Source organism: Chitinophaga sp. CCNWYY40 (assembly GCF_037483205.1).
GTDB lineage: Bacteria > Bacteroidota > Bacteroidia > Chitinophagales > Chitinophagaceae > Chitinophaga > Chitinophaga ginsengisegetis.
The window spans coordinates 533,981-547,366 of sequence record NZ_JBBHLF010000006.1; the positions used below are offsets into that span (position 1 = coordinate 533,981).

General features: G+C 45.5%; 9 protein-coding genes and 1 tRNA gene. 2 read left to right on the plus strand and 8 right to left on the minus strand.

The features are described 5' to 3' along the window. Window positions 1–4: 4 nt before the first annotated feature. The 6 genes from V7S65_RS25020 to V7S65_RS25045 form a co-directional block, all read right to left on the minus strand. The gene (locus V7S65_RS25020; protein ID WP_336388197.1) at window positions 5–1,162 is read right to left on the minus strand and encodes a metallophosphoesterase family protein; all 1,158 of its coding nucleotides are present in this window, start codon (window positions 1,160–1,162) and stop codon (window positions 5–7) included. Then, window positions 1,162–1,989 carry a DNA adenine methylase gene (locus V7S65_RS25025; RefSeq protein ID WP_336388198.1) on the minus strand — a complete coding sequence of 276 codons (828 nt, stop codon included), beginning with the start codon at window positions 1,987–1,989 and terminating at the stop codon, window positions 1,162–1,164. Before V7S65_RS25025 ends, V7S65_RS25020 begins: the two co-directional genes overlap by 1 nt. Before the next feature lie 518 nt (window positions 1,990–2,507). After that, complete coding sequence (locus V7S65_RS25030; protein WP_336388199.1) at window positions 2,508–3,743, minus strand: site-specific integrase; 1,236 nt, start codon at window positions 3,741–3,743, stop codon at window positions 2,508–2,510. Between the two features lie 263 nt (window positions 3,744–4,006). Then, window positions 4,007–4,079 (minus strand) — tRNA-Lys (locus V7S65_RS25035). Window positions 4,080–4,159: 80 nt separating this feature from the next. Further along, window positions 4,160–6,586 (minus strand): penicillin acylase family protein, encoded by a 2,427-nt coding sequence (locus tag V7S65_RS25040; RefSeq protein WP_336388200.1) that lies wholly within the window; start codon window positions 6,584–6,586, stop codon window positions 4,160–4,162. A 52-nt stretch (window positions 6,587–6,638) separates the two neighbouring features. Further along, on the minus strand, window positions 6,639–7,754 hold the full coding sequence (locus V7S65_RS25045) for an aminotransferase class I/II-fold pyridoxal phosphate-dependent enzyme (RefSeq protein ID WP_336388201.1): 1,116 nt from the start codon (window positions 7,752–7,754) through the stop codon (window positions 6,639–6,641). A 79-nt stretch (window positions 7,755–7,833) separates the two neighbouring features. Here V7S65_RS25045 and V7S65_RS25050 point away from each other — a divergent pair, with 79 nt between their 5' ends. After that, on the plus strand, window positions 7,834–8,430 hold the full coding sequence (locus V7S65_RS25050) for a tRNA-(ms[2]io[6]A)-hydroxylase (RefSeq protein ID WP_079473531.1): 597 nt from the start codon (window positions 7,834–7,836) through the stop codon (window positions 8,428–8,430). A gap of 48 nt (window positions 8,431–8,478) precedes the next feature. Here V7S65_RS25050 and V7S65_RS25055 read toward each other — a convergent pair whose 3' ends face one another. Then, a complete protein-coding gene (locus tag V7S65_RS25055) occupies window positions 8,479–10,749 on the minus strand; it encodes a patatin-like phospholipase family protein (protein WP_079473491.1) in 2,271 nt (756 codons plus the stop codon). A 161-nt stretch (window positions 10,750–10,910) separates the two neighbouring features. Between V7S65_RS25055 and V7S65_RS25060 the strand changes: the two genes are divergently transcribed. Then, on the plus strand, window positions 10,911–12,371 hold the full coding sequence (locus tag V7S65_RS25060) for an MFS transporter (protein WP_336388202.1): 1,461 nt from the start codon (window positions 10,911–10,913) through the stop codon (window positions 12,369–12,371). Window positions 12,372–12,406: 35 nt separating this feature from the next. Here V7S65_RS25060 and V7S65_RS25065 read toward each other — a convergent pair whose 3' ends face one another. Then, on the minus strand, window positions 12,407–13,378 hold the full coding sequence (locus tag V7S65_RS25065) for a GSCFA domain-containing protein (protein ID WP_336388203.1): 972 nt from the start codon (window positions 13,376–13,378) through the stop codon (window positions 12,407–12,409). Window positions 13,379–13,386 lie beyond the last annotated feature (8 nt).

The following is a 13,386-nucleotide window of genomic DNA, read 5'->3' on the forward strand; positions in this document are numbered from 1 at the left end:
TAAATCATGTATAAAGCTTAGAAATTAGTTTAGGTATGTTCGGCAGTGCTGGCAAGAAATTAACCTGTCTAGCTGCAAGTAAGTCTGTCAATTTCCTCTGTTGTGTTGGCGTCAAATAAATTATTTCTGGTATTTGATTTACCACCTCTGAAAAAGCAACAGTATCAGCACCTTTATTCACTACCGCTAGACACAAATCGGCGATTTCATCTATAGTTATCTTTGCACCAAATCCCGTATTACATGGAAAATAAGTATCCATTCTTTGGTGCCATCCTTCCTTTCTACTATAAATCCAACTCCTAATTTTACCCTTTTTTGTCGCATATTCAATTTCGATTAAATGAAAAACATTCTGAGCGGTAAGGTCAGTTAGATTCATCAATGAAGAAAAACTCCCAGATGCGAATACTGGAAAGTCATTAATAAGTGTTAACCTGGGGTCATGCTTGTGGCCATGTATATGTATAGTAAAATTGTTTTTTATTAACAATTCAATAAGCTCATCCCCCCTTTCTATTGAATCGCCATCTTCATAATCCACATTAGAGTGTTTAATCGGATGATGATGAGTAATACATATTTTAACTTTCCCATTATTTTTTATCGGCTCTATTAAGCCCTCAATTTTTTCGAGAGTGCTTGCTTGTATTAGTGATTTATAACATGATTTTTCATCAATGTGATTAAAACTACTATTGATTACTAATAAATCATATAAATCCAATTCTAGAATACAAAAATGTTCAGACCAAAACATTGTATTTTGAATTTCATAAGAAGTCGGAAATTTTAAAGAAAATCGCTTTAGATAATTGGTCGGATCTTCACTTAGCTTCTTCCTAGAATCAACATCATGATTACCAACTGTAGCTACTAATTCGGAAGCGGATAGTGCCGACTTAATATCCTCCAAATACCGCCAACCGCTTATTAGCCCTTGTTTGTCTGTTTTATCGGTAATATCACCAGGACAAATTAGTAAATCGGCCACTAAGGACTCTTTAAGTATTGTTCTTTTTAAAGCCGCTACAGGGTTCCTTTCAACAGGTACCTCCATCAAATCTGATGTCAACCAGGTATTAACATCAGCTCCCTCTTTTCCATCTCCATATCTGCAGTGCAAATCACTCGCTATTGCGATAGTTAATTTCTCAGCCATTAACGCGATACTTCAATATTAGTAATCATGAGTTCCTTGTCAATTCTTCTATATTTTGCAAATCCTGCGATATTTCTTTGCGTAGTAGTATTCTTAATATTCCACTTACTGAACTTCTGCAATACCTCAGAGCTATTGGCATAACTCATTACAAACTTTGCGCGACGGGAATCAATAAACGCCAAAAGATCTGAAGTTCTATCTAAGTCATTCAACCCAAACGTTTGTGGACCATATTGATTAAAAATTCTTTTATTCGCAACTGCGTAGGGAGGATCGAGGTAAACAAAATCGCCCTTCTTTACACTATTCCGTATAACGCTTTCAAAATCGCCAGAAATAATTTCAGCGCATTTCAGTTTTTCGGAAACCTTTTTGAGATTATCATAATCGCATATTTGTCGTGGCACTTCACCAGAAAAAGGCACATTAAACTCCCCTTTCAGATTAGTTCTATACAAACCATTAAAACAAAGTCTATTTAGATATAGAAACCTAGCCGCCCTTTGATTAATGCCTAACTTAGCTGGATCAATTTTCCGAATTTCATAGTAATTCTCTGAATTTACGGGCCATTTCTCTAAAATCTTATATACCAAGTATGGATTTTTCTTAATTTGATTAAACAACTCAACTAACTGTAAATTTGAATCACTTAAAATTGCACTTGTTACTGGAAGATTAAAAAACAATTGGGCTGACCCCATAAAAGGTTCTAAGTATCTTTCATATTTCGGACTCCAATAACTACTTAATGTTGTTACTAGCTTTTGCTTGCTACCTGCCCATCTTAGGAAAGGCCTTGCTTTACCCACCTCTTTATTCATTAATCTATTAACCTTTTATTTATTACCGTAATATATAATTAAAAAGCATGAGAAAACAATATAAATAAATAGTAAATTTATATTACTCTAATTATCAGTATAAACAGATAGTTAAACTCAATAAAAAATAAGTAACGTTCTTTATAGGGCTTATTTAGACATCTCCATTTCAGGAATTGTATTTATAATTTACGCCGATTTGGGAATTAACAGAAGCTGCATTATAGAACAATTGAACTATATAATTTTCAGTTAAATAAAAATAAATTTTTATTTAATGTGAAATATTCGAAGCCCTTCAAGCTGACCGCCTGCCAAATTCTTCTAATTTATAACAAAACAACTCGTTCTGTCCTCTGGTGTATTCTCGATTAATAGATAATTGCCAGTGAAAAGAAAAACACTTCCTAAAACAAAAGTGTCTTATGAACAGATGTTTTTTCCGATGCGGCCCAATAAAGAACACCGTTGCAAAAACATCTGTTCATAAGGCACCAGCCCGCGGCAGCGATACCAGGCTAAACGATCCGCTGCAATCCTACTCCAGGAGCAGACAACCGATCCCGCAACGCCCGCATATTATTACTTACCTTCTGCTGCGTGATCTTCGCATAAATCTGCGTTGTACGGATACACTTATGCCCTAACATCTGGCTCACCGTTTCAATAGGCACATCATTTTCAAGCGTCACCGTAGTTGCAAAAGTATGTCGTGCGGTATGTGTAGTTAAATGCTTTTTAATGCCGCACAAAACAGCTATTTCTTGTAGGTAGGCATTATACCGCTGGTTACTATTAACCGGCAATAAACGGCGATACAATAGGCAATATGAGGATTCTTTGTACCGGTCTACTATCTCCAATGCAATAGGTAGAAGCGGCACACGTTCCGCTGTATTGGTTTTCATTCTGTCCTTCATAATCCACCTTTCGCCATCAATGCCAATAACGAGATTGTCCGGGGTAAGATGAAGTACATCTGTGTAAGCATAGCCGGTAAAGCAGCAGAACAAATAAATATCCCTTACCTCTGCCAATCGCGGGATCAACTCTTTTTTATACAAGGACGTGATTTCATCCATTGTAAGCCGTTCCCGTTGCGGTTCTTCGTAACTGCATTTAAAACCGCTTAACGGGCTAACGGCTAGCCAACCCTGATCTACAGCCAATTTGAGCATCTGTTTTAAAATCTTCACGTACTTCATGGCGGTATTGGCCCCTATCCCCTGCGTGGTGGTGACGAAATGTTCAAAATCCGGGGCAAAAGAAAACTTGATTTCAGAAAGCGGCTTATCTGAAACATGAAAATGCGCTTTGAGAAAGGCTATTACCTTCTCTTTCGTGATCTCAAAGCGTTTCAGCGTTCGCCCGGACTTCATTCCGGCTTTTACCTTTTCAGCAAACCGGCGGTTATGGAAGTCTATCACTTCGCATAATGTCCGCGAGTGTTCTGTAATTCCGGCGAAAGAATTTTTAATAGCAGCAGCAGTTACCAGTCCACCGGACGTAACTAAGTGGCTGTAATGTTTGTGTAGATTGGCTTTCAGGGTTACCAACTGTCGATTAATCGCCTGCGCTTCTTCGGAATTTCCTTTAATACATTGGGCGGAGGCATTCCACAATGCCGGGGTTACATACTGATACGTGGAAAGTTCTGCACGTTTGCCGTCTACGCTGAGACGTAGATAAATAGCGGGCTTATTGTTTTTAGAGCGGCTTTTATTAAGCCAGAAAAGAACAGAAAAACTGGTCATACACCATTTGTTTTAAGTTAACCAAAATTGTTTCAATTGCACTTATCCTGACATCACTTAACATTGGTCAAACGCAATACAGTATAGCATTTAAGGCCAGTGACGGTTAACACAATTGAATAAATCTGTTGCTAACCTCAACGCTCACTTTTCTATCGTTACTTATCTTTTCACACATTTACCACTAAAAACAAAAAAACCTTGTAGAATCAGCTTCTACAAGGTTTTAATTACGTAAGAGTATTTCTTTTTACTCTCCTTCGTGATCCCCTTGGGACTCGAACCCAAGACCCATACATTAAAAGTGTATTGCTCTACCAACTGAGCTAGGGAATCTTTTACCCCGTCTTTTTGTTTAACGGAGTGCAAAGATAGGAATTATTTATTTCCAGCCAAATTTTATTGAAATTATTTTATCACTTCCCCGTAAACACAAGCTTGTAGCGGATTACAGGATCATCTTTTTCTTCCGCACTGAAAATATGCAGCATATAATATTTGCCCGATACCCAGTCATTTACACTGTTATCATAAAACGGACTACCCGGATTTCCGCTCTGTCCGCCGGGATAAATACCATATGCTTCTGTTTTGTCTGATAGCTGCACCACCATACGCCAGGAAGGTCCATGCGTTTGCTTGGTGGCATTCACAATATGCTGGCCGCCGCCTGTATTCAGATGTAAAGCACTGAAGGCAGGAATGCCGCGGGAAAGGTGATTGATATCTGTACCCCGTGCTTTTCCCAGCTCGAGCCTGCCCGCTTTGTTCAACTCCGACAACTCCGTTACTGTTTGCGCAAATGCGCCTTGCAGCAATTGTGATAAGGTTTCTTTTTGTGGTGTGTTAACGTTATCTATAAAATGGAAGGCGGTATCGCGCAGCAGTAATTGCAATGTGGTGATGGATTGCGGATAAGTCAGGATGGTAGTGTCTTTGGGATGCAGTTCATCGTGCCAGATGGTGTCTTCCAGGTGTGCCCATAGTGCGTTGAAGATGCTGGCTGCTTTGCTGTCGGGTGTGGCCATAAAATCCCAGGAGGTTAACAGCTGCCAGTAGGGCTGCTGTTGTGCAGTGAGTGAACTGGTATCAATGTGTTTCCTGATCATGGGCATGGCTGCGGCGGCGAACAGGTTTTTGTCGTCATTTTGCAGCTGCATCATATCTTGTGTGGTGATGGCGCTCATGGCTGATAATCTTTCATTGATACGCTTGCCACGGAAAAGATCATATTCACCGTACAGGGCGTATGGATAGGTGCTGTCGGTGGGACGTTGATTGGCGGAGCTCACAAATCCTCTTTCAGGATTTTTTATGTGCGGCAATTCCTCATGAGGAATAAATCCCTGCCAGGCATAGGTGCTGTCACTGCCGGGCATGATCCATTTACCCTGATCTTTCCAGCGCAGCGGGTACTGACCATTATGCCAGATGGCGATATCGCCCGCTTTATCGGCGAATACAAAGTTTTGCGCAGGACAGGTATACCTGTTAAGCGCATTGAGATAATCGTCGTAATTACGGGCTTTATTGAGCTTGTTGAAGGTGGCCAGCTCGTTGGATGGGTCCAGCGCTTTCCAGCGCATGGCCAGGAAGGTTTGTCCGGCTGTTTTATCCGGGAAGGTGTTATCAAACATAACGGGCCCAAATACGGTGTAGGCAACGGTATCACGAACGGTGGCGCTGCCCCGTACTTTTATTTCTTCTATACGCAGGTCTGCTTTACGGTAGCTGCCATTGTACAGGTATTCGGAGCGGCCATTGCGGAATTGCATGCTGTAATAATCTTTCACATCTTCTTCTCCGTTGGTAACCCCCCAGGCGATGTGGTCGTTGAAGCCGATGATCACGCCGGGTGCGCCCGGAAGAGAAGCGCCGTATACATTCATATCGGGTGTATGGATCTGTACTTCGTACCAGAGTGAAGGCAGCGACAGGCTGAGATGCGGATCGCTGCAAAGAATGGGCGCACCGGAGCGGGTTTTACTGCCGCCTACGGCCCAGTTGTTGCTGCCGTTGTCCGGATCGGGCTTGTCCGTTTTAAACTTCATGTATGCTGCGGCCGCGGCCAGCACGCTGTCTGGTGGCGCAGTGGGTTTTATCGTAGCCGCCGGATAAGGAGTGCCTTTCGGTATGATGGGATCAGTGGCTTCATGGAAGTCAGGATACATCAGGTCAAAGTCCTGCAGGGAAAATAAACGGCGCGCGTTGGTGAATTCAAGGTCATTGGCGAATCCCGCGAGGTCGTGCGCCATGTATTTCAGCAATAAGGCCGACTTGATAATATCCCATCTTTCCGGTTTATAATCCAGTATTTTATATTCTACGGGATAAGTGGCAGGGGTAAGCGTGGCAATATAAGCGTTAACACCGGCGGCGTAAGAAGTTACGGCTACTTTGGTAGCCGGATCTGCCAGCATCTCTTTTACAGTGCCTTCTGCAGCGTATACCATGCCGAGGCGGCGTTGCTTCCGGTCGTACTGTACCAGTTTAGGGCCCAGTATTTCCGATAAGCGGCCGGCGGCGGCGTAGGTCTGCAACTCCATCTGCCAGAGACGGTCGCGCGCAGTCACATATCCCTGTACATAATAGGCATCTCCTTCGTTTTCTGCAAAAATATGCGGTACCATGCGGTCGTCATACCAAACTTCTGTTTTGCCGGACAGTCCGGGTAACACCAGTTGTTCGCGGGGGAATTCTCCAATAGGTTCTGCATTTTGCCAGAAGCCCGTTTGCGGACTTAACAGCTTTCCCAGTGGCGGTATCTGTCCCAGTTTATGACTGAAAGCGTATGTAAGCGATAAGGTAATTGCTGCGGTGATAACTGCGGGGATGATTCTCATATTACATATCGGATGTAATATGTAAAATACATCAAATTTGATTCATAACCGCTTATGCCTGTAATACTTTTGTAAGATGGGCCACCTCTTCCGGCGTATTAAAACTATGCAATACGATGCGAAGGCGCTCCGCTCCTTTTGGCACCGTAGGATGCAGGATAGGCCGCACATCCAGGCCGGCAGCCTGCAACCGTTGGGCAATACCGCGGGTATGCTCATTACCGCGTGTAAGCACCGCCTGTATGGGTGTAGTACCGGGCAACAGCTCTGCATTAACAATGCCTTCGCGGAATTGCGCAATCAACTCCGACAGCTTTTTTCTTTCTGCCTGCATATAGGGAAATGCGGCATACCCGGCCTCTATAGCAGCCAGTGCAGCGGGTGGTAAAGAAGTAGTATAGATAAAGGACCGGGAGAAGTTGATCAGGTAATCACGTAATATCCCGGAACCCAGCACCACGGCGCCATGACAGCCAACTGCCTTTCCGAAAGTATGAATACGTGCAAAGCAGGCGCCTGTCAATTGCAGGTGTTGCACAAGCCCCTCTCCCCTGTTGCCGATGATACCGGTAGCATGCGCTTCATCCACTATCAGGTGCGCGTTATACTGTTCGCAAATGGCTGCTATACCGGCCAGTGGGGCCAGATCACCATCCATGGAATACACCGATTCTATGGCAACAAAAATATTCCCGGTAGCATTTTTCAGCTTCTTCTCCAGGTCAGCAACATCGTTATGCACAAATGAAAACGCCTGTGCGGCCGATAAACGCACGCCATCACGGATAGACGCATGGATCAGCTGATCGTAGATGATAGTATCTCCTTTGCGGCCTAAACAGGAAAATACACCCAGGTTGGCGTCGTAACCGGAGTTATAAAGCAACCCGGCTGCTGCGCCATGAAAATCTGCCAGGTCCTGTTCCACAGAAACAATCCATTCATAATTACCTGCCAGCAGCCTTGATCCGGTGCTCCCGTGGGCCGGATGCCTTTCCTCCATCAGCGTATGGATATATTCCCTCACTTCCGCATTCCTGGCCAGTCCGAGGTAATCGTTGGAACAAAAATCTATTTTATCTCCCGGCAGCCGCAATTCGCGGAACGACTGCTGTTCCCTGCGCTCATCAAGTAACCGCGTTAAAAAAGAAGTACTGTCTTTACTCATTGATCTGTCTTTATCGATGCACAATTTAAACTTTGCCGTTATCTTCGCAAAAAAGCCGCAGGCTAACCGCTATTTTCATATGAGCAAAGTATCAATACTCGGATTAAAACTGCCTACCGATCCACGATGGGTGAATCTGGCAGCCATTTCATTACAGGACATTCTTACGGATCACGCCTATTGCGAACAAAAAGCGGCATCTTCCGCCATTTCACTGATCCAGCGCAACCCGGAAAGAACACGACTGGTAGAGGAACTGGCGCCCATCGTTACAGAAGAATGGGGACACTTCCGGCAGGTACTTGCTGAAATGAAAAAACGCGGCCTCTCTTTAGGACGGCAACGGAAAGATGATTACGTAAATGCACTGATGGATAACCGGGTGAAAGGTGGTCATGCCGACGACAGCTTCCTCGATGCCCTGCTGATCTTTGCATTGATCGAAGCCCGCAGCTGTGAACGTTTCCGTTTATTGAGTGAAGGTTTGGAAGATGAATACATGCGCGAATTCTACCGCAAATTCATGATCTCCGAAGCAGGACACTACCGCCTTTTTATTGACCTCGCCAATGAATATTTCCCGGAAGAAAAAGTGCGGGACCGCTGGCAGGAATGGCTAAAAATGGAAGCAGAAATATTGCAGAATATTGATGTCCGTGGTGACAGAATGCACTAAGCGGATGTTGTCTTTTTCAGGATTACACTGAAAAAGACAACATCCCTGTTAGAAGTTAAACCCGAGGTTCACATAAAACTTCAGCCGGCCCGACTGATCATTATACATCACTGTGGCCTCTACTGGTCCCAGGCGGCTGCTGTAGCCCCCGCCCAAACCGTAACCGGCCAGGTACTCGTATTTTCCGCCACCGGAAATTTCCCCGTCATATACCGCCGCGCCAACCCGTGGGATAGCAAAAATATTCCGGAGCACTTCGTACTGCCAGGCCACCTGCACCGCACTGATTTTTGGCGTAATCACTTCTCCCTCGTATATCCCCACAAAAGGCACCTGGTTGCGGGTGATATTGGTCATACCGCCCACTACAAACGCGTTCACCACCGACTCTTTATAGTTAAGATTATACCCAATGTTGCCATCCAGCTCTATGGCCGACTTGCGGCCCACCGGGATATAATATTTCAGGTTCAGCGCCAGGCGCTGATAATCGTGAAAGTTTACGCCAAGCGTATCATAGTCCTGCTCCACTCCCTGCGAACTTACTTTAATGCCCGGGTGCTGATTGTAGATATGCCCCGCTTCCAGGTCCAGCAACAATCCTCTGGTAGGATATATTTTCTGGTTGAGGGAATTGATACCGAAATTAATATAGGTATTCAGCTGGTTGGTACTTCCCCGCACCTCCATAAAATTAGACAGCTGCGGCTTGTATTTGATATACTCCCAACGTGTTCCCGCACCTATAGACATATTCCGGGTAAAGGTATACTGCATGTCCACATTTACGTTGGCATACTTGCTGCGATACGGTTGTAGCTTATTAAAATCAATATCATAAAAAGTAAGACCGTTATTTTCATAATACGTGCTCAATCCAAACCCGAAGTTACGGCTGCGTCCCAGGTACTTGAAGTACTCTGCTTCCAGTCGCGGGTTTTCGCTGATCACCGCCGTTACAAACGACCGGGAGTTGGGCACAATGAAATTCCGCTGTGTTAAGTTGATGATCGCATTTGCGCCGGTAAACGTGTTATAGTTCAGGGCAAACTTCACATAGGTAAGCGGGTTTTCTTCTACCTGTATATCCATCCGGCTTTTACCATATCCTTCCGGCACCAGGTTATAGGTAATGAGTTTATAGAAGCGGGTGCCGTATACATTCAGGATGGCATTTCGTAGCTGCGATGGCGTATAACAGCCGCCGGGTTTGAGATGCAGCCGTTGTAAAAAGAATTTCTGATCGGAGTGAATCAGGCCGTTCACATGTATGCTGCTCAATTCTATATCTGTAGCAAATGGCAGACGGTCCGCCACAAAAGGAGGCTGTGGATATAACGCATTCAATGAATCTGCGAGATGCTTAAAAACCGGGTACATCTCCCTTCCTTTCCTGCGTCCTGCTTCAATAATAGAGTCCACGCTGCCAAAGCTGGCGGCGGAATAGTTCTCCAGCTCCTTATTCATCGGCACATAAATATCACAGTGTTTAATGGCTTTGGTAAAATCGTCCGCATCTTTATAAAATCCCAGCTGGTAAAGGATATCAAAAGGAGTAACCAGCTGATCTGCTTTACGCAGGCCGCCGCTCACATTGGCGCCAATCACGATATCTGCGCCCATTTCCTTCGCGGTGATCACGGGGAAGTTACGGACTACCCCTCCGTCCACCAGCTTGCGGTCGCCGATTTTTACGGCGGTGAAAACAGAAGGGATGGCCATGCTGGCACGCAGACTGGTCACAATTTCACCGCTGTCGAGCGTTACAATAGCACCGGTAGCTACATCGGTAGCAATACATTTAAAAGGGATATTAAAGTCTTCAAAGTTTTTGATATCCTTTACGGGCCAGCACAGCTTGGCCAGCTCCAGCCACAACGCTTCCCCGGAAATTACGCCGGAAGCCAGTTTGGGCTTGCCATATTCAAAAGGAATTTCGATGATGTATTTATTGTACTCCCGTTTTTCTTCATAGGAAATATCAGTAAGCACGGGCTGGTTGGAGAACAAACTGTTCCAGTTCAGTTTACGGGCGGCTTCTTCAATTTTATTCCCGGAATATCCCATTGCATACAGGGAACCCACGATGCTTCCCATGCTGGTGCCGGTTACCAGGTCTACTTTCAGCCCGGCGCTGTCTATCGCTTCGAGGATGCCGATGTGCGCAAGGCCCCGGGCTCCGCCGCCGCTAAGCGTTAATCCTATTTTTGGTCTGTTGCTGATCGTTTGCTGAGCCTTCACGGTATAGTGACACGTAATACAAGCTAACAACAATAAACTGATAACACGCCAGATATGAGCTTTTGATCCCTGCTTCATTGTAAATAATTGGCCCTTATTAAAGATAAGGCTTTATAAACATTCCCGGATGTTAAGCACAAGAGATTTTTAGTTAGACATTTGCTCTCATAGTAAATATTCATTATCTTATTCCCCGCAAAAAGCTCACTACTAAAAGCTAGCGTTTACAATTAACACGTATGAAGAACTCGCTCCCCTCGCAAAACATCTGGCAGGTTATCATGGCCTCGTCGGCTGGTACGCTCATTGAATGGTACGACTTTTACATTTTTGGCAGCTTATCCGCCATCATTGCTGAAAAGTTTTTCCCGCCCAGTAATCCGCAGCTGGCCTATATTGCCACGCTGGCCACCTTTGCCGTAGGCTTTATTGTGCGCCCCTTTGGCGCTATTGTATTTGGCCGCCTCGGCGATATGGTAGGACGTAAATATACCTTCCTGCTCACGCTGCTCATCATGGGCGGCTCCACCTTCGCCATCGGCCTTATTCCCAGCTACCATACCATTGGTATCCTGGCGCCCATACTGGTACTGATCCTCCGCCTGGCGCAGGGCCTGGCCCTGGGTGGCGAATATGGCGGCGCCGCTACCTATGTGGCAGAACATTCGCCCGACAACCGGCGCGGCTACTACACCAGCTTCATACAAACCACCGCCACACTGGGCCTGTTTGTATCGCTGGGTGTAATCCTCGTTACCCGCATGCTCATGACGCCCGATGATTTTAACAACTACGGCTGGAGGATACCTTTCCTTTTGTCGGTGTTGCTGGTCATTATGTCCTATTACATACGGATACGCCTGCACGAATCCCCGCTGTTTGCGCAGATGAAAAAGGAAGGTAAAACCTCCACCAATCCTATCAAGGAGAGCTTTGCCAATAAGGAAAACCTGAAACTGGTAATGATAGCGCTGTTTGGCGCCGCGATGGGTCAGGGCGTGGTTTGGTACACCGGACAGTTCTATGCGCTTTCTTTTCTCCAGAAAACTATGAACATAGAATTTGTGCAATCCAATATCATCATTGCTATTGCACTGCTGCTGGGTACGCCGTTCTTTATTTACTTCGGCTCACTGTCCGACCGCATCGGCCGTAAAAAGATCATGCTTGCAGGCATGCTGCTGGCGGCTCTCGCCTACTATCCGATCTATAAAGCGATGGATAATATCGGGAATGTGCAACTGAAGCAGGAACAAACTGAGCTTTTCAGGATAGAAAGTAATTCTACCAAAAGTGAATCCGGGGAACTGGTACTCAAAACCACCCGCGTGCACAGCTATACGGATGGCAGCATTCTGAAGGAAACAGCGGATAAAAAGGAATTAACCGTAAGCCGTATGAATATCCTGTGGCTGGTGATCCTGATATTCATCCAGGTACTGTTTGTAACAATGGTATATGCACCTATTGCGGCTTTCCTTGTGGAACTGTTCCCCACACGCATCCGGTACACGTCCATGTCGCTGCCCTACCATATTGGTAACGGCGTTTTCGGCGGACTGCTGCCCACCATTTCCACCATCCTGGTTACCAATACCGGCAACCACCTGGCAGGATTGATCTACCCGATTGGTATTGCTGTGATCTGTTTTGTAGTTGGTATTATTTATCTGAAAGATAAAAGAGGTATTCCATTGTAAACGGGGTAAAGCGGAGGGAATGTCCCTCCGCTTTACTATTGAAAACGTTGCAGCAGATCATCCAGCTTCAGTTGCGGATGAGCCGCCATCAGTTGTTGTACCTTTGCCGCATAATGCTGTAGAAACTGCCGGTGCTGGGCACTTTCCGGGTTAAATGGCCGGTGATTGGCCGCCCGGTTTATTTCTGCAATGCTGTGCAGCAGTTCCTGGCTGGCCGAACTGATACCCGCCTTCACCACCTGCTCCCAAACATAGTTCACCGCCAGTTCATTGGGATGCACCATATCTTCTTTATAAAAACGATAATCGCGCAAATCATCTATCACCAGCTCATATGCCGGGAAATAAAACAGCCGGTTAAACTTATTCACCAGGTGATGAACCGCCTGCAGTAGTATGGCTTTGCTGAGATTATTTTCCACCACCCCATCACGGATGTAGCGCACCGGGCTAACGGTGAAGAGTATATTAATTTTCTTATTACGGAAAAACAGGCGATGCATCACATTATCCAGTGCCGTCACTATTTCATCTACGGTGAGCAGGCGTTTGTAGAAGTTTCCGGCCGGCACCTTATGACAGTTACCCACCAGGCGGTTATTTTCTTTTAAGATGTATGCATGCGCGGCCCCCAGCGTAATCACGAGCCAATCGGCGTTTTCAATAGCATGCGTGGCGGCCGCCTGCATCCGGGAAATGTTGTCCAGCGTAGCTTCCGGCGTAAGGCCGGAGAAACGGCTGTGGTGATCCCAGCTGTTCCAGAGGTCATTGTGCTGGAAAAGATCTTCGGCCGTATATACTTTCCCGTCGAGATAGGAAGTAAGGGCTTTGGTAATGCTAAGCGGATTGTATAAAATACCATGAGGGTTCACCACGGTATTAAAGCGGTGCTCCTGCAGCTTTTCACCGATTTCTTCTGCAAAACAGGACCCCATCAGCAACAGCTCATGATCGTACTGGATAGCTGCAGACAATGGCGCTACCGGAAAGCTTAAATGAAATTGCATGTAATACA